Origin of the sequence: Micromonospora musae (assembly GCF_003626635.1) — a bacterium.
Lineage (GTDB): Bacteria > Actinomycetota > Actinomycetes > Mycobacteriales > Micromonosporaceae > Micromonospora > Micromonospora musae.
The window spans coordinates 117,257-143,221 of sequence record NZ_RAZT01000015.1 but is presented as its reverse complement, the minus strand read 5'-3'; the positions used below and the strand labels follow the sequence as shown (position 1 = coordinate 143,221).

19 protein-coding genes are annotated in these 25,965 nt (G+C 73.8%); 11 read left to right on the top strand and 8 right to left on the bottom strand.

The window, feature by feature from the left end; translation table 11 throughout:
• Window positions 1-209 precede the first annotated feature (209 nt).
• From D7044_RS26480 to D7044_RS26460, 5 genes are all read left to right on the top strand, one after another.
• On the top strand, window positions 210-4,214 hold the full coding sequence (locus D7044_RS26480; protein ID WP_120690500.1) for an SGNH/GDSL hydrolase family protein: 4,005 nt from the start codon (window positions 210-212) through the stop codon (window positions 4,212-4,214).
• Between the two features lie 67 nt (window positions 4,215-4,281).
• Entirely contained in the window at window positions 4,282-5,181 is a 900-nt protein-coding gene (locus D7044_RS26475) for a hypothetical protein (protein ID WP_120690499.1), read from the top strand.
• A 58-nt stretch (window positions 5,182-5,239) separates the two neighbouring features.
• On the top strand, window positions 5,240-5,944 hold the full coding sequence (locus D7044_RS26470) for a cytidine deaminase (RefSeq protein ID WP_120673408.1): 705 nt from the start codon (window positions 5,240-5,242) through the stop codon (window positions 5,942-5,944).
• A gap of 144 nt (window positions 5,945-6,088) precedes the next feature.
• Window positions 6,089-7,372, top strand: coding sequence for a thymidine phosphorylase (locus D7044_RS26465; RefSeq protein WP_120673407.1), 1,284 nt, complete (start codon window positions 6,089-6,091; stop codon window positions 7,370-7,372).
• 104 nt (window positions 7,373-7,476) lie between these two features.
• On the top strand, window positions 7,477-8,157 hold the full coding sequence (locus tag D7044_RS26460) for a DUF4272 domain-containing protein (RefSeq protein WP_120673406.1): 681 nt from the start codon (window positions 7,477-7,479) through the stop codon (window positions 8,155-8,157).
• 55 nt (window positions 8,158-8,212) lie between these two features.
• Here the strand turns inward: D7044_RS26460 and D7044_RS26455 are convergent, their stop codons facing one another.
• The gene (locus tag D7044_RS26455; RefSeq protein ID WP_120673405.1) at window positions 8,213-9,076 is read right to left on the bottom strand and encodes a putative RNA methyltransferase; all 864 of its coding nucleotides are present in this window, start codon (window positions 9,074-9,076) and stop codon (window positions 8,213-8,215) included.
• 221 nt (window positions 9,077-9,297) lie between these two features.
• Between D7044_RS26455 and D7044_RS26450 the strand changes: the two genes are divergently transcribed.
• A complete protein-coding gene (locus D7044_RS26450; protein ID WP_120673404.1) occupies window positions 9,298-10,383 on the top strand; it encodes an adenosine deaminase in 1,086 nt (361 codons plus the stop codon).
• Here the strand turns inward: D7044_RS26450 and D7044_RS33125 are convergent.
• Window positions 10,359-10,679 carry a hypothetical protein gene (locus D7044_RS33125; RefSeq protein ID WP_233562861.1) on the bottom strand — a complete coding sequence of 107 codons (321 nt, stop codon included), beginning with the start codon at window positions 10,677-10,679 and terminating at the stop codon, window positions 10,359-10,361. The two genes, D7044_RS26450 and D7044_RS33125, sit on opposite strands and share 25 nt — an antisense overlap.
• Before the next feature lie 503 nt (window positions 10,680-11,182).
• Here D7044_RS33125 and D7044_RS26440 point away from each other — a divergent pair.
• From D7044_RS26440 to D7044_RS26425, 4 genes are all read left to right on the top strand, one after another.
• Window positions 11,183-14,746, top strand: a complete 3,564-nt coding sequence (locus tag D7044_RS26440) for a sensor histidine kinase (RefSeq protein ID WP_120690498.1) — start codon at window positions 11,183-11,185, stop codon at window positions 14,744-14,746.
• A 2-nt stretch (window positions 14,747-14,748) separates the two neighbouring features.
• Window positions 14,749-15,153: a roadblock/LC7 domain-containing protein gene (locus D7044_RS26435; protein ID WP_120673401.1), complete on the top strand. Its 405-nt coding sequence runs from the start codon at window positions 14,749-14,751 to the stop codon at window positions 15,151-15,153.
• Window positions 15,154-15,247: 94 nt separating this feature from the next.
• On the top strand, window positions 15,248-15,628 hold the full coding sequence (locus tag D7044_RS26430) for a DUF742 domain-containing protein (protein WP_120673933.1): 381 nt from the start codon (window positions 15,248-15,250) through the stop codon (window positions 15,626-15,628).
• A 1-nt stretch (window position 15,629) separates the two neighbouring features.
• On the top strand, window positions 15,630-16,223 hold the full coding sequence (locus tag D7044_RS26425; RefSeq protein WP_120673400.1) for a GTP-binding protein: 594 nt from the start codon (window positions 15,630-15,632) through the stop codon (window positions 16,221-16,223).
• 261 nt (window positions 16,224-16,484) lie between these two features.
• On the opposite strand, the gene D7044_RS26420 is transcribed toward D7044_RS26425, so the two are convergent.
• Both D7044_RS26420 and D7044_RS26415 read right to left on the bottom strand, forming a co-directional pair.
• Entirely contained in the window at window positions 16,485-18,950 is a 2,466-nt protein-coding gene (locus D7044_RS26420) for a transposase (RefSeq protein WP_120690516.1), read from the bottom strand.
• 38 nt (window positions 18,951-18,988) lie between these two features.
• Window positions 18,989-19,936 carry a DNA primase gene (locus D7044_RS26415; protein ID WP_120690497.1) on the bottom strand — a complete coding sequence of 316 codons (948 nt, stop codon included), beginning with the start codon at window positions 19,934-19,936 and terminating at the stop codon, window positions 18,989-18,991.
• 137 nt (window positions 19,937-20,073) lie between these two features.
• Here D7044_RS26415 and D7044_RS26410 point away from each other — a divergent pair, with 137 nt between their 5' ends.
• Window positions 20,074-20,412 carry a PadR family transcriptional regulator gene (locus D7044_RS26410; protein WP_120673398.1) on the top strand — a complete coding sequence of 113 codons (339 nt, stop codon included), beginning with the start codon at window positions 20,074-20,076 and terminating at the stop codon, window positions 20,410-20,412.
• Between the two features lie 95 nt (window positions 20,413-20,507).
• Here D7044_RS26410 and D7044_RS26405 read toward each other — a convergent pair whose 3' ends face one another.
• From D7044_RS26405 to cydB, 4 genes are all read right to left on the bottom strand, one after another.
• The gene (locus D7044_RS26405; RefSeq protein WP_120673397.1) at window positions 20,508-21,179 is read right to left on the bottom strand and encodes a permease prefix domain 1-containing protein; all 672 of its coding nucleotides are present in this window, start codon (window positions 21,177-21,179) and stop codon (window positions 20,508-20,510) included.
• Between the two features lie 69 nt (window positions 21,180-21,248).
• On the bottom strand, window positions 21,249-23,279 hold the full coding sequence (gene cydC, locus D7044_RS26400) for a thiol reductant ABC exporter subunit CydC (RefSeq protein ID WP_325050918.1): 2,031 nt from the start codon (window positions 23,277-23,279) through the stop codon (window positions 21,249-21,251).
• Complete coding sequence (cydD, locus tag D7044_RS26395) at window positions 23,276-24,952, bottom strand: thiol reductant ABC exporter subunit CydD (protein ID WP_120690514.1); 1,677 nt, start codon at window positions 24,950-24,952, stop codon at window positions 23,276-23,278. Before cydD ends, cydC begins: the two co-directional genes overlap by 4 nt.
• A complete protein-coding gene (gene cydB / locus D7044_RS26390; protein ID WP_120690496.1) occupies window positions 24,949-25,956 on the bottom strand; it encodes a cytochrome d ubiquinol oxidase subunit II in 1,008 nt (335 codons plus the stop codon). Before cydB ends, cydD begins: the two co-directional genes overlap by 4 nt.
• Between the last annotated feature and the right edge of the window lie 9 nt (window positions 25,957-25,965).

Sequence of the window (25,965 nt, the reverse complement as noted above, 5' to 3'; positions counted from 1 at the left end):
ACCGGCGGCGTTGGAGGTTCGTCCGGATACAACACCGGTATCCGGACGAACCTCCGCCTTGCCGGACCGCCGCCTGGGCCTCGGCTCGCTCGGGCGAGCCTTATGAAACAGACCCTTTGTCGTGCCGACCCGATGATCCTGCGATGACCCGCCGATGACGACGATGGTCACGCTCCACGCAGTTCTCCCCCGTCTGCGTGAGGTGACCCATGAAACGGCCTCTGGCCGCGCTCGCGGCACTGCTCGCCGTGATCCTCCTGTCCCCGTCCGTGGCCACCGCCGGACCGGCCCCCGGACGAACTCCGTCGGCCGTCGATCCGCCGGCCGCCACCGCCGACAATGACGAGCCGCGCCGGGGGCCCGATCGGGTGACGGATCCCGACGCCCGGCTCGGCCCCGCCTGGCGTACCTCGACCGACCGTGCCGTCACCACCTCCGGTGACGCCACCGGCCTGCACGTCCTCGTCGCCGACGAGTCGGCCGCCTACGCCTGGCGGACCGCGGCGACCCTCGCCGAGCCCGGCTTCGACACCGACCAGTGGATCGGCCAGGCGTGCGTGACCGGGTCGGGGCGGCGCGCGGTGGTGGTCTACGCCCCCAGAACCTTCACCAACCGGGAAGTGCTCATGCAGCGCGGCGGCTTCGCCGCAGTGGTGGACCTGAAGACCGGCGCGGTGACGAAGCTGCCCGAGCGGGTCTCGTTGGCGTACCACAACCCGGGCTGCGGCAGCGGCGAGAAGGTCGTGCTGTCCCGCCTGGAGGTGGCGGCGCAGCCCGGCCAGGTGGCACACACCTGGCTCGGCACGGTCGACACGAGCCGGCCGGCCGCGGCGGTACGGACGGTCCGCGCCGCCGGTCAGGTCTCCTCGGTGCTGCCGGTGGGCGACGACCTGATCGGTGCGAAGGGCAACAGCCTGGTACGCGTCGGCGCCGGTGGCGGGTTGACCCGGCTGGCGCAGACGCCCGGCACTCCCTTCCGGATGCTCGCCGACGGCCGGGACGCGGTGGCGTTCCAGATCGCTCGCGATGGGCGGACCGAGTTCAAGCGGTTCGCCGCGGGCAGGGTCTCCGACCACGGATCGGTCCCGCTGGGACAGGTCAAGCTGCGCCCCGGCGCGGGCGGCCGGGTGTTCGCCGTGGGCGGTCGCGCCGAGTCCACGCTGACGGCGCGGCTGCCGGGTGGTTGGCGGGCCGTCGACGGGCTGCCCGACGCGGACGTCTCGACCACCGGCGCGCTGGTGGTGCAGCGGGCGACCACGGGCCGGGAGGCGGCCGGGCAGCTGGCCGAGCGCCCGACGGACGGCCTGCCCGACCAGGTGGAGATCCGGTCCAACCGGACGGCCGGCGGCCAGGAGTTGACGTTCTCGGTGGCACCGCAGGTCGACGACGCCGGACGTGCGCCGTCGCCGACCGTCGCCCGGCGGGCGGCGTCCACCCGGTCGCCAGGCGCACGCACCGCCAAGAACCCGGCCGATCCGGACCTGTCGTGGGAGCCGGACGCGGCCTGCGGAGTGTCCCGTAACGACCCGGAGCTGCAGGTCTACCAGCCGACGGTGGCGCAGATGGAGTGGGCGGCCGATCTGGCGGTACGGAACCAGTTGACGTTCCAGCGCCCGGCGAACTGGAACAACAACGGCATGGCGGCCTACTCACCGCAGGGCTTCTTCCCCTCGGCGGCGCTCTCCGGCGGCGGTAACGTGCCCGCGCAGATCTTCCTGGGCATCCTCGCCCAGGAGTCGAACCTCTGGCAGGCCAGCCGGCACGCCGTCGACGCCTCGGTCGGCAATCCGCTGACCAGCCTCGGTTACTACGGCCTGGACCTCCTCGATCCCGACTTCAACGACATCAACTTCGACGAGGACGTCGACCCGCACCCGGACTGCGGCTACGGGGCCGGTCAGGTGACCTCCGGGATGCGGGTCTCCGACCGGGGCAAGACCATCGCCGGGGTGACCTGGAACTACACGAAGCAGAAGGCGGTCGCCACCGACTACGCCACGAACGTGGCGGCCGGGCTGCGGATCCTGCAGGACAAGTGGAACCAGACCCGCGGCGCCGGCCTGATCGCCAACGACGGCGACCCGCGGTACCTGGAGAACTGGTGGTTCGCCGTCTGGGCGTACAACACCGGGTTCTACGCGCAGAATCCGCAGAACCCGTCGGAGCCGTGGGGGGTCGGGTGGGCCAACAACCCGGCGAACACCGACTACCCGGCGGACCGGAAGCGGTTCCTGACCGCTCCGCTCGACGTCGACCTCCCGGGCACCGACGACGACATCGACGACGTGGTCGGCTACGACAACGCCAAGCACCCGAACCACTGGTCGTACCCGGAGCGCGTGATCGGCTTCGCGTACACCTCGTTGATCCGGTACAACTACCGGGCCGGGGCGTACTCGAGGACCTACGCGACGGCCACCGCACGGAACCCGGACATCGCCCACGCCGCCCGCTACACCTTCTGTGAACCGCAGGTCAACGACTGCGACGAGAAGCTGCCGCCGAAGGTGCCGCGCGACTTCCCGGACACGAAGCCGGGCGCCTGCCAGCGCGACGACCTCAGGTGCTGGTGGCACGGCCCGGTGACCTGGACCGATTGTGCGACCCACTGCGGTCTCGAGAGCCGCAAGTACACCTCGGTCGAGCCGCGGCCCTACGCCGAGGACGGGGACAACATCCACCCGACCCCGGTGAACGGCGACGGCAGTTGCCGCGTCTCCGGCCTGCCGGACGGCGTACGGATCATCGACGACATCCTGACCTCGGTGCCGCTCGGTGCGGAGGGCTGTACGCCGAAATTCACCAGGGGAGGGGGATTCGCGCTGAACTTCGCCACCCACACCCAGCCGGACGGTGACGTGGTCACGCCGGGCAAGGTGGACCTGCACCAGATCGGCGCGGGCTTCGGCGGTCACTTCTGGTTCACCCACACCTACAAGCAGGCGGAGGAACCCACCTACCGGGTCACCGGCACGTGGACGATCGATCCGACCAACGCCTGGACCCGGGTCTGGGTGCACCTGCCCGACCACGGCGCGCACACCCGCCAGGCGACGTACGTGATCCGCCGGCCGAACGGGGCGACGGAGAGGCGGATCATCCCCACCCAACTGGAGTCGAACAGCTGGGTCAACCTGGGGGTCTTCGACTTCACCGGCGCGGGGACGCCCAAGGTGGAGCTGAGCAACTTCACCCTCGACGGCACCGGGGTGCAGGACATCGCCTGGGACGCCCTCGCCGTCCAGCCGCTGACCCAGAAGCCGCGGCACTTCGTGGTGGCGCTCGGCGACTCGTACTCCTCGGGCGAGGGGACCGGGGACTACACCCGGGTCAGCAACCAGTACGGCGACGACGCCGCCTCGCGGAACTCCTGCCGGCGCAGCCCGAACGCCTGGTCGCAGCAGGCCACCATCCCCGGCGCGCCGGGCACGATCGCCGCGCTGGCCGAGGGGAACAACGAGGAGATCGACGCACAGTTCGTGGCGTGCAGCGGCGCGACCACCCTCAACATGCTCAGCCCGGCCCTGTTGCCCGACGGCAAGTGGCTCGGTAAGGCGCCGCAGGGCCAGTACGGCGAGATCGCCCAGTTGGACCAGGGCTCGCTGAACGAGAACACCACGGCCGTGATGTTCTCGATCGGCGGGAACGACGCCCGCTTCACCGACGTGGGCAAGTCCTGTGGGTTCGGGTACGACTGCAGCGCCCCCGACTACTACATGGAGGGCGACAGCAAGCCGCTGCGGGACGCCGAGCGGGATCTGATCACCGGCCCGGTCAAGTCGTCGCTGCAGGAGGTGGTCCGGCAGATCAGGGTGCGGGCTCCGAACGCCCGGATCTTCGTGATGGGCTACCCGCACCTGTTCGAGACGCCGTGCGAGTACGGCGTCGTGCTGCCGGGCATCACGGTCGGCATCTCGTGGGACGAGACGATCTTCCTGAACGAGCTGGGTGACCTGCTGGTCAACGAGGCGCTGCCGTCGGACGCGGCGCACGGCGTGCACGGCATGGATCCGCGCAGCGAGTTCACCGGGCACAGCCTCTGCGGCGACGACCTCTATCTCAACGGGTTGAAGGCCGGCGACGCCGTGGTGGGCGACGACGGTGACCCGAAGCAGCTGTTCAGCATGGAGTCGTTGCATCCAAACAAGGACGGGAGCCGGGCCTACGCGCGGATCGTCAACACGTACATGAATGTGTACGGCTATCGGTGGTAGAACCTCCCGCGGGGCCCGGCCGGCGGTCGGGCCCCGCGGGGCCTTACCGGAAGGCGGGTGAGCGGCAATGACCGAACCACGCGGCGTCGCCGCCGTCGTCCCCGCCACCATCGGAGGCGCCGTGCTGGCCGGCCTCTGGCGCGCGGAGCTGACCTTCCAGTCGGGGTGCCGGCCGGAGACGATCGGCGCCTGCCTGAGCTGGCGGATCCCGGTGCTGCTTCTCGGGCCGGTCGTCGTGGCCGTCGGCAGCTGGCTGGTGCTGCGGGCCGCCGGGGCCGCCCGACCGCTGCTCGCCACGTCGCTGGGCGTCCTCGCCACGGCGGGCGTGACGCTGCTGCACCAGGCCGGGCAGAGCGGCTGGAGGCCACCCTCGGTTCCGCTCGCCGCGCTCTTCGCCGCGTTCGGGTTCACCGTCGGCGTCGTCGTGGCCGGCCTCCGGATGCCGGTCGCGCTCCGCGCCGCGCTCGCCGTGCTCCTGGCGGTTCCGGTGGTCCTCTTCCCCACGATCAAGGAGAGCAGCACGCGGGACCGACGGGTCGAGAACTTCGCCCGGCTGGGCCTGCCGCTGCTGGTGCCCGAGGTCGGGGCGTACCGGGTGGTGGCGGCCCGAGCCGACCCGGCCGGCGGTCAGCTCTCGCTGGTGCTGGCGGACGGCCCACGCCGGCTCTCCGTCGACACGATCCGCGTGCCAGCGGACTTCGCCCCGCCGCAGCGGTGCGGGCCGAGCGCGGTCGAGGTGTCGCTGCGGGGCACCGTCTCGTTGCCGCCCTCGAACGGGCCGTGTCAGCGGTTCGCGGCCGACCACTGGCTCCGCAGCGAGAACGGTCACCCCGTCCACCTGCTCCGCCGCGGGGACGCGCTGGTGCTGGTCAGCCCCGGTGTCGACGTACCCGACCGGGACGTCGCGGCGGCCGCGGGGCAGCTGGTCGAGGTGTCGCCGCGGGAGCTGGCCGCACTTCTCGGCTGAACCGGCCGGCCCGGGTGGTCCTCGCCGCCTCCGACCAGCGGTTCGGCACAATGTAGGGGTGACGGAGATCGACTGGACGGGGCTGCGGGCCGCCGCCACCGAGGTGATGCGGCACGCGTACGCCCCGTATTCGAAGTTCCCGGTCGGCGCGGCCGGCCTGGTCGACGACGGCCGGGTGGTGGTCGGGTGCAACGTGGAGAACGCCGCGTACGGTGTGGTGCTCTGCGCCGAGTGCGGCGTCGTCTCCTCGCTGCACGCCACCGGCGGTGGCCGGCTCGTGGCGCTCTCCTGCGTCGACGCGACGGGGGAGCCGCTGATGCCCTGCGGCCGGTGCCGGCAGCTGCTCTGGGAGAACGGTGGCCCGGAGTGCCTGATCGAGACGAAGGGGCGCCCGCTGCGGATGGCCGAGCTGCTGCCGCACGCGTTCGGCGTCGAGGACCTGGAGTCGGTGGTCGGGGAGACCCCGCTGCCGGTGGTGCCGGAGCGGCTGGCCGCCTGGCGGGGTCGGGGCACCGTCTTCGTCCATCCGGACCTCTCCGCCGGCCAGCAGGTCTGGACGGCGTACTGGGAGCGGTCGGCGGGGGACGACGCGGGCGCCGAGACCGGTGTGCTGGAGGAGGGGCCGAGCTGGGACGACCCGGCCGAGGCGATCACCTGGGGGCTGGCCCGTACGCCCCGGGTGGTGGTGGTCGACGCGAGCGGCACCATCTTCTGGGCCGGCGAGGGTGAGCCACCGATGGAGATACCGGTCCGCTGGGGTTGATCGTGGTTCAGCTTGAGAGCCGGGGCCGACCGCGCCCGGCTCCGGGCGGTCAGGCTTGATCCCTCCGCCGGGCGCGGTCGGCCCCGGCCCGTCGTGGTCACCGGCCGCGGGGCGGTATCTGCAACGACTGGAAAGAGATCTTTGATGAGTGGCGCTTTTACGGCGGTTGACGTCATCCGGACCAAGCGGGACGGGGGCGTGCTGTCGGACGACCAGATCGACTGGGTGATGGACGCGTACACCCGGGGGCGGGTCGCCGACGAGCAGATGTCCGCGCTGGCCATGGCGATCCTGCTGCGGGGCATGACCGGTCCGGAGATCGCCCGGTGGACCGCCGCGATGATCGCGAGCGGCGAGCGGTTGGACCTCTCCGCCGTCGACCGGCCGACCGTGGACAAGCACTCCACCGGCGGCGTCGGCGACAAGATCACTCTGCCGCTGACCCCGCTGGTGGCGGCGTGCGGGGCCGCGGTGCCGCAGCTCTCCGGCCGGGGGCTCGGGCACACCGGCGGGACGCTGGACAAGCTCGAGTCGATCCCGGGCTGGCGGGCGACGCTGACCAACGACGAGTTCATCGGTCAGCTGCGCGACGTGGGCGCGGCGATCTGCGCGGCCGGCGCCGGGCTCGCGCCCGCCGACCGGAAGCTGTACGCGCTGCGTGACGTGACCGGCACCGTCGAGGCGATCCCGCTGATCGCGAGTTCGATCATGAGCAAGAAGATCGCCGAGGGGACCGGCGCGCTGGTGCTCGACGTCAAGGTCGGCTCGGGTGCCTTCATGAAGTCCGTCGAGCAGGCCCGCGAGCTGGCCCACACCATGGTCGAGCTGGGCGGGGCGCACGGGGTGCGTACGGTCGCGCTGCTCACCGACATGTCCACCCCGCTCGGCCTGGCGATCGGCAACGGGATCGAGGTGGCCGAGTCGTTGGAGGTGCTGGACGGCGGCGGCCCGACCGACGTCCTGGAGCTGACCCTGGCCCTCGCCCGGGAGATGCTCGACGCCGCCGGCCTCGAAGACATGGATCCGCAGGTGGCGCTCCGCGACGGCCGCGCCATGGACGTGTGGCGGGCGATGATCCGCGCCCAGGGCGGCGATCCGGACGCGGCACTGCCGACCGCGCCGGAGATCGAGACGGTCCGGGCGGAGTCCGACGGCTACGTCGAGGCGATCGACGCGTACGCGATGGGGGTGGCGGCGTGGCGACTCGGCGCGGGTCGCGCGCGCAAGGAGGACCCGGTGAGCGCCCCGGCCGGGGTGCTGCTGCGCAAGCGTCCCGGCGACTCGGTGCGGGCCGGTGAGGTGCTCTACGAGCTGCGGGCCGAGCAGGCCGAGCGGATCCCCCCGGCGATGGCCGAGGCCGCCGGTGCGGTGCGGATCTCGTCGACGCCACCGGTCGACCGGCCCCTCGTCATCGAGCGGATCGGCTGACCCGGCATCGGGCGGGGCGGCATGGTGCAGCCCAGCTGGGATCGCTATTCTCCCTGGCCAGGGGGGACAACCGGCGCTGAGCCGTTGCAAGCAAGGGAATCGCCGTGACCGTACCTGCCCCCGACCCACGTGAGGTGCGTGAGGCGAGCCTGGACGAGTTGTCCCGGCTCGGCCTCCCCCTGCCACCGCCGCAGTTCCCGCTGGTCTGGGAGCCCGGCGACCTGATCGAGCTGCGGCCCACGACCGAGATCGAGGCACGGATCGCGGTGCTGCACCTGATCCTGGCCCGCTGTTTCGGGATGCCGCCGCAGGACGCGATGAGCTGGCTGCTCGCCTCCCACCTGGTGGAGATGGTCACCCCGCCCGAGTGGCAGTTCGTCACCGGCAGCAAGGGTGATCACCGCTCCTTCGTGCTGCACCACGACGCGCTCTTCTCGCTGGCGTGGGTGCTCGGCCTGACCAAGCTGCTCGACCCGACGCTGCCGGTGGACGAGCGGCTGATCGAGCGGATGCCGGACATCGCCCGTGGGGAGAGCTTCACCCAGTGGCGCTCCCGCATCCTCGCCGCGCCGCAGCACCCCGCCGACGCGGCCGCCCTGCTCGACCTGCACTACTGCCTGGACTGGGCGTACCTGGAGCTGGAGCGGGCCGGCCACCGGCCGCCCGGGCTGGTCGACGCGAACGCGATCGGTCAGCGGCGGTGGGCGTTGGAGTGGGCGGTGGTGCTGCGCGGGCCGTACCACGACGAGCCGCCCGGCTGGGAAGAGGTCGACCTCTCCACCTGATAGACCGCCGGGAACCCGGGGTTTTCCGACGGTCTCTGAGCCGGGCCGGTCGCGGTCAGCGCGGCACCGGGCGCCACACGGCGAGCCGGATCGCCGCGGTCACCCGGACCGGCTCGGCCACCGCGGCGACCCGCGCGGCCAGTCCGGCCGGATCGGTGTGCCAGGCGCTCGGACCCATACCGACCAGGGTGGCCACCTCGGGCCGGGTGAGCGTCAACTCCCGGCGGTGCACCGTCTCCTCGGAGCAGGTGAAGTGCCCGCCGAGACTGCCGGCCACCCGGTCCTGTTTCGCCGGGTCGACCCGGAGCAGCCCGAGCGGGCCGATCAGCTCCGCGAGGTGGTCCGCCGCGGGTGTCACCACGAGCAGCGCCCCGGCCGGGTCGAGCACCCGGTGGAACTCGGCGCCGTTGCGCGGCGCGAAGACGTTCAGCAGCAGGGCGACGCTCGCGTCGGCGACGGGGAGGCGCTGCCAGGTGTCGGCCAGCGCGGCCGCGACCCGTGGGTGGGCCCGGGCGGCGCGGCGCAGCGCCGGCTTCGACACGTCGAGCGCCAGCCCCACGGCGTCCGGCAGCGCCGCCAGCACCGCGGCGAGGTGCCGGCCGGTCCCGGCGCCGGCGTCCACCACCAGGGGGTACGCCCCGGCGGTCGGCCCGACCGCCGCCTCCGCCGCGTCGGCGAGCGCCGCCGAGATCAGGTCGTAGTGCCCGGCGGCCAGGAAATCGGCCCGGGCGGCCACCATCTCGGCGGTGTCCCCCGGGTGCGGCGCGCGGCCGGCGAGCAGGTTCACGTAGCCCTGCCGGGCCACGTCGAAGCTGTGCCCGCGGGGGCAGCGCAGCGCTCGGGTGGTGCCGGCGGGCGTCTCGCTCAGCGGCTCGCCGCAGACCGGACAGACGAGCCGCTGGAGGATGCGGGGGTCCATGTCAGGCGTCCAGGTTGGTCGGCGCCGCGGGTGCCCGGAGGTCACCGTCGTGGCGGTGGGGCGGAAGGGCAACCGCGGAGCCTCGGCGATCGCGATCGGGCAGCTCCACGTCGACTACGGTAGGCCCACCCGTCGGTGCGCCGGTCCGTACCCGGCCGGCCGCCGTCCGGGTCCGGCGCGGTCCGGTGACCGTTCTCCGGACGCCGCACTAGGGTCTTGGCATGGTCGCGAACATCCGGTACGAGGACATCGTCAAGGTCCCGAAGGCGTTGCTGCACGATCATCTCGACGGCGGTCTGCGGCCGGCGACGATAGTCGAGCTGGCCGCGGAGGTGGGGCACGAGCTGCCCGCCACCGATCCCGAGGAGCTGGGGCGCTGGTTCGTCGGGGCGGCCGACTCGGGTTCGCTGGAGCGCTACCTGGAGACGTTCGCGCACACCGTGGCCGTGATGCAGACCGCGTCCGGGCTGCGCCGGGTGGCCCGCGAGTGCGCGCTCGACCTGGCCGCCGACGGGGTCGTCTACGCGGAGGTGCGGTTCGCTCCCGAACAGCACCTGGAGCGGGACCTCACCCTGGACGAGGTCGTCGAGTCGGTGCTCGGCGGCTTCGCCGAGGGCAGCGCCGAGGCCGCCGAGGCCGGCAACCCGATCCGGGTGGGCACGCTGCTCACCGCGATGCGGCACGCGGCCCGCTCGCAGGAGATCGCCGAGCTGGCGGTCCGGCACCGGGACGCGGGTGTGGTGGGCTTCGACATCGCCGGCGCGGAGGCGGGCTTCCCGCCCACCCGGCACCTGGACGCGTTCGAGTACCTCCAGCGGGAGAACTTCCACTTCACCATCCACGCCGGCGAGGCGTTCGGGCTCCCGTCGATCTGGCAGGCGATCCAGTGGTGCGGGGCGGACCGGCTCGGCCACGGCGTACGGATCGTGGACGACATCAGCACCGAGGGGCCGGAGCCGGTGCTCGGCCGGCTGGCCGCGTACGTGCGGGACAAGCGCATCCCGCTCGAGCTCTGCCCGTCCTCGAACGTGCAGACCGGCGCGGCCGCGTCGATCGCCGAGCACCCGATCGGCCTGCTACGTGACCTCCGGTTCCGGGTGACGCTGAACACCGACAACCGGTTGATGAGCGGCACCTCGATGTCGCGGGAGATGGCGCTGCTGGTCGACGCGTTCGGCTACGGGTGGGCCGAGCTGCGGTGGTTGACGATCAATGCGATGAAGAGCGCTTTCATTCCGTTCGACGAGCGCCTGAAGATCATCGACGAGGTGATCAAGCCGGCCTACGCGCCGCTGCTGCGGGACTGATCCGGGTGGCTCGGGTGGCCGGCGAGCAGGCCGGCCACCCGGTGCAGCACCTCGCGGCCCCGGGCCGCCTCCGCGCCCAGGTTCGTCTGTCGGCGCAGCACCGTCGGTTCGCTGCGGAGCAGCGCCAGCCCCCGTTGGACCAGCACCCGCGGCGCTTTGCGCTGCTCGGACAGGTCGCGGGCGAGCCGGCGCAGGAAGGTGGCACCGCGGGGCCGGCGCAGTGCGTACGCCCCGGCGAGCACTCCGCGACGTCGGCACTCCCTGACGATCTCGGCGGCGAAAATCCCTTCGGCCACAAAAAGTGGCGATCCGGCTAGGTCAAATGTCCGGGTGGACACCCGGCGATCCGCGCCTATCGCATAGACGGGCACTTCTGCCCGGCCGTCGCGCGCCAATCGCACGATCGTTTCCACCGCGCCCTCGGTGTCCCAGGACTCTGGTGACTCCCAGTCCACCTGCCCGTTTCGCCGTGGCAACGTAGGGTCATCACCGTCCTTGTAGAACTCGTCCAGGCACAGCACCGGAAGCCCGGTTCGCTGCGCTATATACGACTTTCCGGAGCCGGACGGGCCGGCCAGCAGTACGACGCGGTGCGGATGATCCATTACTTTGAGTGACTCCGGCCAGACAGTGTGCTATCAAAAACCTTCAACATCTCACCACACCATGGGCACCAGCCAACCTGGGCTTTCTTCTTGTCGAGCGGCGTGATGGAATCTCGGGGGTCCGACCCGCCGGGTCGGTCGCTGGGCGTTGCCCGGGGCAACGCGCTGAAGCTGTAAATCGCGAGGACGGTGACGTGAGCAAACGGCCGAAGACGGCGGGCTCCTTCCTGTCGCGGCTGCGTCAGCCAGCCAGTCGACTTCGGGACATGCCGATCTGGTCCAAGCTCGGTCTCATCATGATCGTGCCGACCATCGCCACGGTCGTGGTGGGAACCAACGGTCTGGTCGACCACCTGGAGACACTCAACAATGCCAACCGGGCCGGCGACCTTGCCAACCTCTCCGGCTACTCGGGTGACCTGATCAACACCGTGCAGGACGAGCGGACCACCGCCGTGCTGCTGCTGGTGTCACCTCCGGGGCAGGCGAGAGCGCAGTACCAGGAGGCGTACAACCGGGTGAACACCCGGGTCGACCAGTCGAAGGCCCCCTACCTGCGGCAGCGCGCCTCGATCGAGGGGCTCCCGGGCCGGCTCGAGACCCTGCTCGACAAGATCGACCGGAGCCTCACCGACCTGCCCGGCATCCGCAGCCAGGTCTACAACGGCAAGCTCCGGCCGGTCGAGGCGACGCAGGCGTACGAGGGTGTGATCACCGACCTGCTCGCCATCCGCGACTCGGCCACGCAGCTCGCCGGTGACAACAACCTGAGCGACCGGATGCGGGCCGCCGCCGCGGTGGCGCGGGAGAAGGAGTTCCTCTCCCTGCGCCGGGTGGTGGTGCACCAGGCGCTGGCACAGCGGCAACTGACCCCGGCCCTGCGCACCGAGTACATCGCCAGCGGCACCGGCCAGGACCAGGCCGCGCAGAACTTCAAGGCGGTGGCCACCGAGGACGAGGCCCGCTTCCACGACCAGACCATCGCGGGCGGCGACCGGCGCGAGGCCGAGCGCTACATCGGCTGGATCAACGGCAACACCAGCGGCAGCATGGTCGGGGCCCCCTTCGGGCCCGACCAGTGGGACGCGGCCATGGTCGCCAACGCGAAGCTGATCCGGTCGGTGGAGACGAAGCTCGACGGCGACGTGGTCGGCCTGGCCGAGGGCATCCGCTCCGACGTGCAGCGACAGGTGTTCCTGGAGACCGGCCTCCTGCTGAGCATGCTCCTGCTGGCCATCCTCTTCGCCTACCTGGTCGCCCGCTCGATGGCCCGTTCGCTGCGCGAGCTGCGGCAGGGCGCCCTCGCCGTGGCCCAGTACGGCCTGCCGCAGGCGGTGGCCCGACTGCGCGACCCGCAGGTGACCGGTCAGCTCTCCCCGTCCCAGCTGGCGAACCAGATCGCCGAACCGCTCCCGGTGCGCAGCAAGGACGAGTTCGGTCAGGTGACCGAGGCGTTCAACGCCGTCCACCTGGAGGCGGTCCGCACCGCGGCCGAGCAGGCGGCGCTGCGCGCCTCGGTCGCGACGATGTTCGTCAACCTCGCCCGCCGGTCGCAGATCCTGGTCGACCGCCTGATCGGGCACCTCGACCGACTCGAACGCGGCGAGGAGGACCCGGACCGGCTCGCCGAGCTCTTCCAGCTCGACCACCTCGCCACCCGCATGCGGCGCAACGACGAGAACCTGCTGGTGCTCGCCGGTGCCGACTCCACCCGCGTGCAGCGGGAACCCGCCGCCCTCATCGACGTGCTGCGCGCCGCGCAGTCCGAGGTCGAGCACTACACCCGCATCGAGTTCGGCGTCATCGACCGCGACATCGAGATCGCCGCGCACGCCGTCAACGACCTGGTCCACCTGGTCGCCGAGCTCTTCGACAACGCCACCGCGTTCTCGCCGCCGGACTCCCAGGTGCAGGTCGAGGCCCGCCGGGTCGGTGACCGCTCCTCGCTCTACGTCGAGGACCGCGGCATCGGCATCAGCGCCGACCAGCTCCAGGAACTCAACGAGCGGCTCGCCACGCCGCCGCAGGTGGACGTGGCCGTCTCCCGGATGATGGGCCTGGTCGTGGTCGCCCGCCTGGCGTCCCGGCACGGCGTCCGGGTGGAGCTGCGTCCGGGCACCGATCGGGGCACCGTGGCGGAGGTCGTGCTGCCCGCCTCGGTGCTGGTGCCTCGCGCGCTCTCCGGGCGAGTGCAGCAGCCCCCGGCGCTGCCCGCCCCGGCCGGTGCCCCGGCACCGACCGCCCCGACGCCGAGCTTCGGCGCGCTGCCCGCGCTGGGCGTCCGGCAGAGCGAGTCCGGCAACCAGGTGACCCTCGGCGGCCGCGCCTTCGACCCGCCGTCGCAGAACGGTTCGGGTTCGCCGATGCCGGCCGCTCCCGGGCGCGGCATGCCCGCCTGGTCGGATCTCACCGGCGCCGCCCCGGCCAACGGTGCGGGCGCGTTCACCCCGCGTGCCGCCAACGGGCAGCCGATCGACCCGCTGCCGCAGCGTCGGGGCGAGGCCGACCAGTCCGGCGGCCAGCCTCCGGCGATCCCGCGGCAGCTGCCGAGCAGCCCCGAGGTGAACCCCTACTCGCCGCCGGTCTCCGGCGGCCCGGTCTCCGGCTCGCCGGTCTCCGCGCAGCCGTACTCGGGCGCTCCGGTCTCGTCCTCGCCGTACGCGGGTCCGCCGACCTCGGCCTCGCCCTACACGAGTCCGCCGGTCTCGGCACAGCCGTACTCGGCGCCGCCCGTCTCCGGGCAGCCGTACTCCGCGCCGCCGGCCTCCGGGCAGCCGTACTCGACGCAGCCCTACTCGGCGCCGCCGGCCATGCCGCAGCCGTACTCCGCGCCGCCCTTCGCCGGCCAGCCGGCTCCGGCCAACCCACTGCCGTCCCGGCCGGACTCCGGCCCGTCGGCGCCGCCGGCCTGGCCGCCGGTGGCCGAGACGGAGCGAGAGGCGGCCACGCCGCCGGTGCCCGAGCGCCTCGCCGCCGCGCTGGACATGACGACCGAACTGCCGCGGGTGCCCCGGCCGGAGAGCCAGCCGGCCCCCGCGCCGGCCGCGCCGCCGGCACCCAACCGGCCCGCGCCGGCCCAGCCCCAGCCCCAGCCCCAGCCCCAGCCTCAGCAGCGGTACGCGGACGAGACGATGGAGCTGCCGATCTTCCGGGAGCTCGAATCGGCCTGGTTCCGTACCCGCCGACCGGGGCCGGAGGAGACGGCCGGGGCCGCGAAACCGGCGGCGACGAGCGGGGCACCGACCCAGCAGTTCGCCGCGATCGGCGCCAGCGGTCCGGCCGTTCAGACGACCACACCCGGGACGACAGGTAACGCACCGATGGCAGACACACCGACGCCGCGGGAGAACGGGTTGGGCGCGAACGGGGGCAGCCGTCCGACCGCCGCCGAGAGCCTGCCCAACCGCCGGCCCACTCAGCAGGGCAACAGTTGGGAGACCGCTGCCGACGACGGCTGGCGGGCCGCCACCGCCGCCACCGACGTGCCGGTACGCTCGACCACCCCGACCGGGTTGCCGAAGCGCACGCCGATGGCGCAGCTGGTGCCCGGCGCGGTGGAGAAGCCGACCACGTCCGTCCAACGGCGCTCGCCGGAGGCCGTCCGCGGTCTGCTCTCGGCCTACCATCGGGGCGTGCAGCGGGGGCGTAGCAACCCCTCGGAGGGCAACCCGACCAACCCGGAGGCGGCTCCGGGTGGGCAGCAATCCTCGCAGTCTGACTCAGGCCCAGTGGCCGGGAGCGGGCAGAAGGAGCAATAACGATGACTACTACGCAGGATCTCGGTTGGCTCCTCGCCAACTTCGCCGACCGGGTGCCGGGGGTCGCGCACGCGGTCGCCGTCTCCGCGGACGGACTGCTCCTCGCGGGGTCACGGGATCTTCCGCGTGACCGCGCCGACCAGCTGGCCGCGATCTCGTCCGGTCTGGTCAGCCTGACCCAGGGGGCGGCCCGCTGCTTCGAGGGAGGCGCGGTGCTGCAGACAGTCGTGGAGATGGACAACGGCTTCCTGTTCCTGATGTCCATCTCGGACGGCTCGTCCTTCGCCGTGCTGGCGGCCCGCAGCTCCGACGTGGGGCAGGTCGGCTACGAGATGGCACTGCTCGTCGACCGGGTGGGCGACGCGCTCACCCCGGCGCCGCGCGCTGCCGCGGGAATGCTGGGCTGACACCTGCTGACCGAAGTCGGCGGGGCAGCAACGACGACAAGTGGGGCTGCACCGGGTGGAGCCGGTGCCGGGTACGAAGGAGGTGAGCGGCGACATGGCCGATCGTGACGAACCGACCGGAGCGTTGGTCCGTCCTTACGCCGTGACCCGTGGTCGTACCCGCCCCCGACTCGACATCGCGCTGGAGGCGCTCGTCGAGACGACGGTGCGCGGCCGGGCCGCCGCTGCGAACGGCAGTGGTGGCCAGGGCCGCGAGCACCAGTACATTGCCGCGCTGTGTGACGGACGCGTCCAGTCGCTCGCCGAGATCGCGGCGCGGATGCAGCTCCCGCTCGGTGTGGCCCGGGTGCTCATCGCCGACATGGCGACGGACGGCCTGGTCGCAGTCCACGAGCCGACCATCCTGGACGACTCGGACGACGCGGTGGGCACTGAACTGCTGGAGAGGGTGCTGAGTGGACTTCGCAGGCTCTGACATGTCGCACCGCCCGCCGACCCAAAGCGGGCGCGTGACGTCGGCGAAGATCGTTATCGCCGGTGGATTCGGCGTCGGCAAGACGACGCTGGTCGGTTCGGTCTCGGAGATCACGCCGCTGACCACGGAGGCGATCATGACCTCCGCCGGCGTGGGTGTCGACGACACCCGGCAGGTGCCGGGTAAGGCGACGACCACGGTGGCCATGGACTTCGGCCGCATCACCATCGACCGTGACCTGATCCTGTACCTGTTCGGTACGCCGGGTCAGACCCGGTTCTGGTTCATGTGGGACGAGCTGGTCCGTGGCGCCATCGGTGCCGTCGTGCTGGTGGACACGCGGCGGCTCGCCGACTGCTTCGCGGCGATCGACTTCTTCGAGCACCGGCGGCTGCCGTACCTGGTGGCAATCAACTGCTTCGACGGGATGCAGTACCACGACCCGCAGGACGTCCGGGACGCGCTGGCGATCTCGAGCGACGTCCCGGTGGTGGCCTGTGACGCCCGGAACCGGGAGTCGACCAAGCACGTGCTGATCTCGCTCGTCGAGTACGTGCTCACCATGCGGCGGTCCCGCGCGGTCACGCCGGCCTGACCGGCAACCAACCCGTCGACGCGCCCCGGTGCGGCTGAGGCCGCGCCGGGGCGCTCGTCGCTTCTCGGCCGACCACCGCTGATCTCGCGAGCGAACCGACGCTCGTGCTCAGGCACGCGGTTCGGCCCTGGTCGTGCTCGGGCACGCGGTTCGGCCCCGCGCGCTGGCCCCGGCAGGCGCCCTGAGCGGGCCGCTGGCAAGCGAAGAGCCCCTGTGCCAACCCGGAGGGGTCGGAACAGGGGCTCTGCTGCGTCAGCGGATCTAGGAGCGGTACCCGGCCGAGCGGTACTCGTACTCCCGATCGTCGTCGCGGTCACCGTGGTCACGGCTGAAGTCCCAGCCGCCGGCGGCCTCTCGGCCCGGGCGGCCACCCACCGCGAAACCGCCGATCTCCTGACCTCGACGCCAGCCACGGAAGTAACCGGTGGTGTTCTCGGCGAGGCTCGCCGCGTCCCGGACGATCCGCAGCGGTCGCTCCTCCCGCAGCGGCGACCCCGGAACCAGGTTGGCCTGCGGCACCCGCTTGGGCAGCCCGGCCCTGGTCTCGGAGCCGACGGCGGGCTGGGCGGCCTGCTCGGCGGCCTGCCAGCCGGTGTCGGCCAGGCTGGCCCAGTCCAGGTCCACCTCGTCGTCGTGCCCCACGAACCAGGCGGACCTGGCCTGGGCGAAGATCAGCAGATCGCCGTCGCCGCTCTCGTCGGCCACCGGCGGCGGCCGGTGCTCGACCGGCGGGGTCGGTCGCTGTTCGAGCGGCGGGGCCGACCGGCGTTCGAGCGGCGGAGTCGGTCGGCGTTCGAGCGACGGGGTCGGTCGCTGTTCGAGCGGCGGGGTCGGCCGATGCTCGGCGGCCGGCGGCTGCCGGTGCTCGACGGGCGGGCGTTCCGCCCGGGCGGCGGGGCGTCCGTTGCGGCCGGAGTCCGCGCCGTCCACCAGGCGCAGCGACGGCAGCTCCAGCTGCGGGTCGGTGTTCTCGCGCAGCGCCCGGTCGGCCAGCGGCGGCGGCTCGACGAGCCGCAGCATCGGCGGTTCCTGAGGCAGGTCGTCGGCGAGCCACGGCGGGGTGACCCGGCCCTCGCCCGCGCCGGGGTCGGTCGGCGCGTCGACGCCACGACCACCCCCGTACGGGTAGGCGACCGGGTTCTCCGTCGGGCCGTCGGACGGGTCCTCCGGGTTGTTGACCAGCGGCCAGTTGGCCCGCGAGCCGGGTGGGGCGGATTCCTGCTCGGGTCGGGGAGCGGGCACCGGGACACTCAGGTCGGTGGCGCTGAACCCGCCCGTCGGCGGCGCGGCGTCCCCCCCGTTGGTCTTCGGCCGCGGCGGAATCACCGTGCGCTGCCGCTCCGCCCGGGCGCTCTGGATCGCCGCGGTGGTCAACGTCGGTCGGAACGGCTCGCCGGCCTCGGCGGGTGGCACCTTGCCGCGCTGCGCGGGCGCGATCGGCGTGATCCCGGGCGGCGGGGGAGGCGGTGCGGAGACGGGCCGGTTGGTGGGCGCGTCGATCTGGCTCGCCGCGGGCTCAGTGAACGCGGGCGGCGCGGAGACCGGCGGCCCGGCCAGCGCGGCCGGCGTGACCGGCGCCGGGGCGACCGGCGGAGGCGCGACCGGTTCCGGCGCGACCGGTGGCGGCCCGAGCGGTCGGGGCGGCAGCGGGGTGCTGCCCGCGGAGATCGGCTCGGGACGGCTTCGCCGGCCGCCGCCGGATGGCGTGGGCTCGGTGGTGGTCGGGCGGATCGCGCGCAGGCCACTGGTGTTGCCGGTCAGGCCGGGCAGCTCGGTGCGGCGGGCCGCGGCGCGTCGGCCGGCGGCCGGGGCGGGCGTGGTGACCCGGGCGTTGAGCGCGTCGACGAGCGCGTCGCAGCCCGCGTCGCAGGCCCGGACCGAGGCCACCGCCTGTCGGATCGTCTCCGCCACCGCGGCGGTGAGGGCCCGGTTCACCGTGGCCCGCCGGGGCGTCTCGGAGATGGCGACCCGCAGCGCGGTCATCGCCTCGTCGATCTCGCCCTCGTCGGCGACGCCGTCGGCCGCCAGGTGTGCGGTGATGGCGTCCGCGGCGACCGACATCTCCCGGCCCTGCCCGACCGTGCCGGCGAGCATGCTCGGCTCGGGCAGGGCGTCGAGCACGGCCAGCGGCACCGGCTCGGCCGGATCGGGGTACGCGCGCAGCGCGGCCGGGTAGAGCTCCCGGAGCACTTCGCGCAGCGCCGCGGCGGCCGAGTGGCGTCCGCTGGCCAGCGCGGCGTGCGCGGCGAGGACCTGCTTGTAGCCGGCGAGGTCCCGAGGGGCGGGGAGGGTCACCGCGGAGAGCGCGCCGGCCTGCAGCGCCCGGGCCAGGCCGACCGCGCGGCGCTCCGCCGGTGGCGACTGCATCTCCTCCAACGAGTCGTCGTCGGCGAATCGCTCGGCGAAGTCGTCCACCGAGTCGTCGTCCGCGATCGCGAGGGGACGGCCGGCCGCGCTGAGCAGTGAGGTGACGGTGTGGTCGTCGCTGTCGGCGGCGATCGCGGCACCGCTCGGCCCGCCCGACCGCTCCACGAGCAGCGCGACCAGCTGGGCGTAGCCGGCCGGGTCGTCGCTGATCTCGCAGACATGCAGCAGACGGCCCGCGTCATCCACCACAGCGGACGTCAGCGCCGAGCCGGCCGAGGCCGGTCGGTCGGCCGGATCTGCCGAGGCCAGACCGCAGTACACGCGCACGAGCGCCACGGCGTCGTCCTCCTCCCGGGACAGGTGTTCCTCTGCCAGAGACTGATGCTCCCCGGTAAGGGTCAGTCGCGCCAGTCCACGACGGCAGAGATCTTGCCGACAATGGTGCGCCAACCGAGGCTTGCGGTTTGTGCCCCGATTTTCTTGAGTCGGCGTCGACCGAGGAATCCGCCTACCCCGCCGTTGACCGAGGCCCGGAGCGCCTCGTCCAGGTCATCGAGGCTGGAGCCGGCGGAGAGCATGTCGAGTACGGCCGGTAGGTGCAGGGCGTACGACAGGTCACGGGCGGCCTCGCCGGCCTCGATCAGCAGCGTCGGGTCCCAGGTGTCGTGCCCGCCGCGGAGGTTCTCCACCACCAGGTCGAGCTCGTAGGTGTCCTCGTCCAGCGGGGCGATGTCGGCCGGCTCGACCCGTTCGGACAGTTCTTGCCAACTGTCCAGTTGAGACAGGTCGTTGGGCGCACCGGATCGGATGAAACTGACCAGCGACTCCGGGGTCTTGAAGAGCAGCAGCTTCCCCTTGTGGGAGAGGAAGACCGGGACCTCCTCGTCGCCCGCCTCCTCGGCGGCCTCCTCCTCGGCGGTGTCGGCGTCCTCGCCGTCGGCCTCGCGCCGGCCGCGCTCGTCCTCCTCGTCGCTCGCCGCGAACTCGTCGGCCAGCTCCTCGTCGAGGATCACGACGGTCTCGTCGTCCTCCTCCTCCTCGATCACCTGGCGGCGGGCGAGGAACGGGTCGTCCTGGTCCCGCTCGGCGACGTCGGTCGGGGTCAGGTCACGCGCCGACCGGTACGCGCGCAGCGTGAAACCGGTGCCGGCGGGAAGGGCGATCTCCACCGGGTCGATGTCGACCGAATCCCAGAGCGACCGGTCGGCGTTCGCCGAGGGGCGGTCGGCGTCGGCCTCCTCCGGCTCGACCGGCTCGGTGGTGTCGTCGAGCTCGGGCTCGTCGGCGTCGGGCCGTTGAGGCGTCTGGCGGGCCACGCTGACCTCCGTGTGCTTCGGGCTGCCCACTTCCGGCGCTGCTGCCGGTGAGTGACTCTGGGCACATACCCTAGTGGGCCGCTCCGGAACACCGGTGGCCGCACCCCGGTCCGGGACCGCCGGTCGCCGGTGGCGGTACGGCCGTCGGACAAGTAGCGTAGCTACGCATGAAGGCTCAGTCGCTGCACGGACACCTCGACGCCCTGCTGCTGGCGGTGCTGGAAGGGGGCGCCCTGCACGGCTACGCCATCATCGAGGCGCTGCGCGCCCGCAGCGACGGCAATCTCGACCTGCCGACCGGGACGATCTATCCCGCCCTGCGCCGGCTGGAGCGCGCCGGGCACGTGGTCAGCGACTGGAGCACGGTCAACGGCCGGGAGCGGCGCACGTACCAGCTCACCGACGCCGGGCACCGGGCGCTCGCCGGCGAGCGCGCCGGCTGGCACGAGTTCAGCGCGACAGTCGGACGGTTCCTCGACCCCGGAACCCCGCCCGCGCCGGCCTGACGTGGCCGCACCGGCCGGGCGGGCGTCGCCCGGGAGCCGAAACGGACGGGCCGCCTGACCGGGGCTCGCCGGTGGTCGGCCCTGCCGGGCGGAGTTCAGCGGACGGCGAGCACCCAGCCGCGCAGGGCCCGCCCCAGCCAGAGGTAGCCGGCGCCCGCGAGCGTCGCCCCGATGATCATCGGTGGCCAGGTCAGCGCGCCGTCCCAGAGCGCGATCGACCAGGCGAAGAGTGCGGCCCCCGCCGGTACGCCGAGGATCAGCGAGCCGGCGAGCCCGGAGCCGACCAGCCGGACCAGCGTCGCGGCGCCGGAGCCGGGCGACCGGGCGGCCCACGTGACCAGCAGCAGCCCGCCGGCCGCGAAGACGAGCGCGGCCAGCCAGAGCACGCTCACCGACTCGGAGAGGTGCAGGTAGCCCTCCGGCGGGCGGGGCCCGGCGCTCCAACTCGACCCGCGCCAGGTGAGGTCGCCCCCGGCGACCAGGAGCGCCGCCACGGCGAGCACCCGTAGCGACAGGGTGCGCAACGCGCCGGTCGTGAGCTCGGCCTGCCAGGCCGGCACGAGCTGCGCCGCGCTGCCGAACTCGGTCACCGCCCGCCGCTCGGCCTCGACCGCCGGCAGGCCGTCCGCGCGGTACGCCTCGACCGCGTCGAGCAACCCGTGCCGCGCCTCGGTCAGCAGGTCGGCCTTCATCCGGGCCGGCCCGCGCAGCAGCCCGGCCAGCGTCCGCAGGTGGTCCTCCACCATGACGTCGTCGCGGCGTGGCATGGACCCACCCTGCCACGTCGACCGCTTCCGTGCTGTCCGGGACAACCCTGGTCCGTCCCGGAGAACCCGTCAGGGGGAGAGCGCGAGGTAGCCGCGCTCGGCCGCCTCCTGGAGCAGCCACTGGTCCCGGTACCAGCCGGGGGTGGCGAGCAGTTCGGCGTGCCGGCCGCGCTGGGCCACCCGGCCGGCGTCGAGGACCACCACCTCGTCCAGTCCGGCCAGCCCGGTGAGCCGGTGGCTGATGAGCAGCACCGAGTGCCCGGCGGGGGTGGCGGCCAGCGCCGAGGCGAGCACCGCGTCCGCTGCTGTCGGGTCCAGCCCCTCGGTGGGCTCGTCGAGCAGCAGCACCGGCGGCGCGGCCAGCAGCGCCCGGGCCAGCGCCAGCCGCTGCCGTTGTCCGCCGGAGAGCTGACCGCCCTCCTCGCCGACCACCGTGTCCCAGCCGGCCGGCTGGGCGCGTACCCAGTCGAGCAGACCGGCTGCGGCGGTCGCGGTGGCCAACTCCTCGTCGTCCGCGCCCGGACGGCCGAGCAGCAGGTTCTCCCGAACGGTGGCGTGGAAGACGTACGCCTCGGCGAGCAGCCCGCCGATCAGCCGCGGCAGCTCGTCGGCGGAGTACGTCGTCACGTCGCGTCCACCGACGGTCGCCCGCCCACCGGCGGGGCGTACGGCGCCGGTCAGGACGGCGGCCAGCGTGCTCTTGCCGGCCCCGCTCGGGCCGACCACCGCGATCCGTCGTCCGCCCCGCAGGTCGAGGCTCACCCGGTCCAGCGCGGGCGGTGCCCCGGCCCGGTACCGGACCGTCACCTCGTCGAGGTGGACGTCGTGCCCACCGCCCACCGCCGGCCCGCTCGGCGCGGCCGGGGGCGGTAGTTCGGCGCCGGGCAGGGGCTCGGGCCCGGCGGCCCGCCGAGCGTCGGCCGGCGGGGCGGCGGGGGCGGTCTCGTCGAGCAGGACCGCCACCCGGGTCAGCCCGGCGCCGAGCTGGGTACGCTGCCGGGCCGCGCCGACCAGCGCCAACGCGATCTCGACGGCGCTCAGGGTGCCCACGGCCAGCACGCCGACGAGCACGCCGGGCACCCCCGCGGAGAGGGCGACGAGCACCACCGCGCCGGCGGTGAGCCCGGCGACCAGGGTGCCGACGGCGTCCACCGCGAACCCGGCGGCGGCGAGGCGACGTTCCAGCCGGGCCAGCCGTCCGGCGCGGCCGGTCGCGGCCCGCAGCGCGGATTCGGTGGCACCGAACGCGGCGAGGTCGGCGGCGCCGTGGGTCAGGTCGACGGCGTCGGCGGCCAGCGCACCGCGCAACGGCGCCAGCTCGGCGGCGCTGCGCCGGGTCAGCGCGGTGGCCAGGGTGGGCAGGGCCAGCCCGGCGACGAGCAGCCCGACCGCGAGCACCGCCGCGGCGGGGAGCGAGATCAGCGCCGCCCCGGCCACCGCGAGCAGGCTGACCAGCGCCGCCGCCGAGGCCGGTACGAGGACCCGCAGCAGCAGGTCCTGGACCGCCTCCACGTCGGAGACGAGCCGGCTCAACGAGTCGCCGGAGCGTGCCGGGGCGGCACGGCGGGCGGCGAGCGTGGCGAAGACCCGGGCCCGTACGTCGGTGATCATCCGCAGCACGGCGTCGTGCCCGGCGAGCCGTTCGGTGTAGCGGAACACGCCCCGGCTGATCGCGAGCGCGCGTACGGCGACGATGGCCACGGTGAGCCGGTCCAGCGGCGGCCGGCCCGCCGCGCTCATCAGCAGCCAGGTCGCGGTCGCCATCAGGGCCAGCCCGGCGAACTCGGTGGCCGCGGCGAGCAGCCCCGCGCCGACCAGTCGGCCGAGGTACGGCCGGGCCAGGCGCAGCACCGCCCGCTCGGCGGACCCCGTCCGGGTCGCGGAACCGAGGCCTTCGGCCGGGTCGACCGGGCCGAGCGGCGGGTCGACCGTGGCGGGGCCGGCGACGTCGAACTCCGACGGGACGGCCACACCGGCGGCGGCGGGGCCGAGCGGACCGGCCCGACCGGCGTCGAGCGCGGCCGCACCGGTTCCGTCCGGGGCGGGTCCGGGCCGGTCGGCCGGGCCGGGCGCAGGCTCGGGGCGCGGCAGTTCGCTCATCGGGAGGCCTCCCCGGTCGGTACGGGGCTCACTTCGGTGACCCGGCCATCCTCGATCCGCAGGATCCGGTCGGCGTCGGAGAGCAGCGCGGGACGGTGCGCCACGAGCAGTGCGGTCCGTCCAGCCACCAGCCGGTGGGTGGCGCTGAGCACCACCGCCTCGGAGGCGCTGTCCAGCCGCGCGGTCGGTTCGTCGAGCAGCACCACCGGGGCGTCGCGGAGGAATGCCCGGGCCAGCGCCACCCGCTGCCGTTGCCCGCTGGAGAGGCCGTGCCCGCGCTCGCCGAGCAGGGTGTCGAGCCCCTCGGGGAGGCCGGCGACGACCTCGTCCAGCGCCGCGTCGCGGACCGCTCCGGCGAGGGCCGCGTCGGGGGTGTCCGGCGCGCCGAGGCGGATGTTGTCGGCCAGGGAGGCGGCGAAGAGGTGGGCGCGCTGCGGGACCCAGGCGAGCTGGCGACGCCAGGCGTCCAGGTCGGCCTCGGCCAGGTCCACGCCGTCGACAGTGATCCGGCCGCTGGTCGGGGTCACGAAGCCGAGCAGGAGCCCCAGCAGGGTGCTCTTGCCGGCGCCGCTCGGTCCGACGACGGCGATCCGCTCGCCGGGTCGTACGGTCAGCGTCACGTCGCGCAGGGCGGTGGTGCGCTCGTACGCCACGGTCACCGACTCGAACCGGATCTCGCCGCGGCCGTCGGGTACGAGCCGACCGGCCGCCGGTCGCGGGGCGGGTCCGCCCGCCTCCACCGCGAACGCGTCGTTCAGTGCGGCGAGCCCCTCCTGGCTGGCGTGGAACCGGCTTCCGGCGGCCCGCAGCGGCAGGTACGCCTCCGGGGTGAGCAGCAGCACCAGCAGCGCGGTCTGCAGCGCGAGCCCGCCACCGAGCAGACGGATGCCGACCGGCACCGCCACCAGCGCCACCGAGAGGGTGGCGACCAGCTCCAGCACCAGCGCGGAGAGGAAGGCGATGCGCAGCGTACGCATGGTGGCGACCCGGTGTCCGTCGGCCATCCGGCGTACGACGTCGACCTGTGCCCGGGCGCGGCCGAAGGCGCGCAGCGTGGGTAGGCCGGCGACCATGTCCAGGAAGTGCCCGCCGAGCAGCGTGAGCCGACGCCACTGGCGTTCGGTGGCGGCCTGGGCCTGCCAGCCGAGCAGCGCACCGAAGATCGGGATCAGCGGCAGCGTCACCGCGATGATCAGCGCCGAGCTCCAGTCGGCGAGCCCGATCCGGGCGAGGACGGCCAGCGGAACGGTGACGCTGAGCACCAGCTGCGGCAGGTAGCCGGTGAAGTAGGCGTCCAGCGCGTCGAGCCCCCGCCCGGCGAGCGTCGCGAGCTGCCCGGCCCGCTGCCCGGCGACCCAGCCCGGGCCGTTGTGGCCGACCGCGGCGAGCAGGTCGGCGCGGAGCGCGGCCTTGACCGTCGCGGCGACCCGGGCGGCCACCGTGCCCTGCGCCCAGACCAGCAGCGCGCGGGCCGCGACGGTGACGCCGAAGCCGGTGAGCGCGAGGCGGTCCAGCCGCCCGTCGAACGCGGTCGCGAGCAGGGCGGCCAGCGCGGTCGCCTGGGCGACGATCAGACCTGCGGCGAGCACGCCCAGCAGGGCGAGCAGGGCGAGGTCGCGGCGGGCCGCGGGGACCCGACGCAGCAGACGTGGGTCGAAGGGGCGGCGGTTCACCAGTACACCGGTGCTCTGCCGTCCGTCCGTCCCCGGAACACCCACCAACACATCAGTTGGAAGCCTAGTAGGGCCGGCATGAGTGGCAGCGCGAGCCAGCCGAGCAGACGCAGGGTGGGGGTGCTGGCGGCGGCGTCGGCCACGGTCAGCGACGCGCTCGGGTCGGTGGTGGAGACCAGCACGTAGGGCCAGAGGGTCGCGCCGACCAGCGCCACCGGCAGCGCGAGGGTCGCCGCCGTTGCGGTGAAGGCCACCCCCGGGCGCCCTCGGGCGAGCGCCGCGCGGGCCACCAGCAGCGCCGTGACCAGCAGCGCGGGCAGCAGTACGCCGGCGAGCGGCTGCTGCGCGGTCGCCCGTACGCGTTCGGAGAGGAGACCGACGACGGTGGCGACGCCGACCGCGGCGAGCGCCACCGGGAGCAGTCGGCGGGCCAGCCGGCCGGCCCGGTCGGCGTCGGCGGCCGGCAGCCGGAGCGTGAGGAAGGTCGCACCGTGCGCCGCCACCAGCGCGACCATGGCGAGCCCGGCGGCCGCGGCGAACGGGGTGACGAGGTGGGTCAGCCCGACGACGTGCCCGTCGGCGTCGCGCGGTACGCCCTGGAGCAGCCCGGCGAGCAGCGCCCCCCAACCGAGGGCGGCGAGCGCGCTGCCCACGACGACCACCCGGTCCCACCGGGCGCGGACCCGCTCGTGGCTGGGACGGCTGCGCAGCTGCACCCCGGCGGTCACCAGGATCACCCCGGCGAGCGCTCCCAGCACGGCCGGGTAGAACCCGGAGAGCAGTTCGCCCTCCAGCACGGGGAAGGCGCCGAAGAGGATGCCGACGGCCGCCACCAACCAGACCTCGTTGCCGAGGAAGAACGGGCCGACGGCGTTGAGCGCGGCGCGACGGCGCCCGGGGTCGCCGTTGCGGGCGAGCGAGAGGCCGACTCCGTAGTCGTAGCCGCCGAGCACCAGGTAGGTGCCGAAGAAGAGGCCGAGCAGGACGTACCAGGTGAGTTCCACGTCAGCTCC

Coding starts and splice junctions, on each gene's coding strand:
- D7044_RS26480 (WP_120690500.1), top strand. CDS start 210: ATGAAACGGCCTCTGGCCGCGCTCGCGGCACTGCTCGCCGTGATCCTC.
- D7044_RS26475 (WP_120690499.1), top strand. CDS start 4,282: ATGACCGAACCACGCGGCGTCGCCGCCGTCGTCCCCGCCACCATCGGA.
- D7044_RS26465 (WP_120673407.1), top strand. CDS start 6,089: ATGAGTGGCGCTTTTACGGCGGTTGACGTCATCCGGACCAAGCGGGAC.
- D7044_RS26455 (WP_120673405.1), bottom strand. CDS start 9,076: ATGGACCCCCGCATCCTCCAGCGGCTCGTCTGTCCGGTCTGCGGCGAG.
- D7044_RS26450 (WP_120673404.1), top strand. CDS start 9,298: ATGGTCGCGAACATCCGGTACGAGGACATCGTCAAGGTCCCGAAGGCG.
- D7044_RS26435 (WP_120673401.1), top strand. CDS start 14,749: ATGACTACTACGCAGGATCTCGGTTGGCTCCTCGCCAACTTCGCCGAC.
- D7044_RS26430 (WP_120673933.1), top strand. CDS start 15,248: ATGGCCGATCGTGACGAACCGACCGGAGCGTTGGTCCGTCCTTACGCC.
- D7044_RS26425 (WP_120673400.1), top strand. CDS start 15,630: ATGTCGCACCGCCCGCCGACCCAAAGCGGGCGCGTGACGTCGGCGAAG.
- D7044_RS26410 (WP_120673398.1), top strand. CDS start 20,074: ATGAAGGCTCAGTCGCTGCACGGACACCTCGACGCCCTGCTGCTGGCG.
- D7044_RS26405 (WP_120673397.1), bottom strand. CDS start 21,179: ATGCCACGCCGCGACGACGTCATGGTGGAGGACCACCTGCGGACGCTG.
- cydC (WP_325050918.1), bottom strand. CDS start 23,279: ATGAGCGAACTGCCGCGCCCCGAGCCTGCGCCCGGCCCGGCCGACCGG.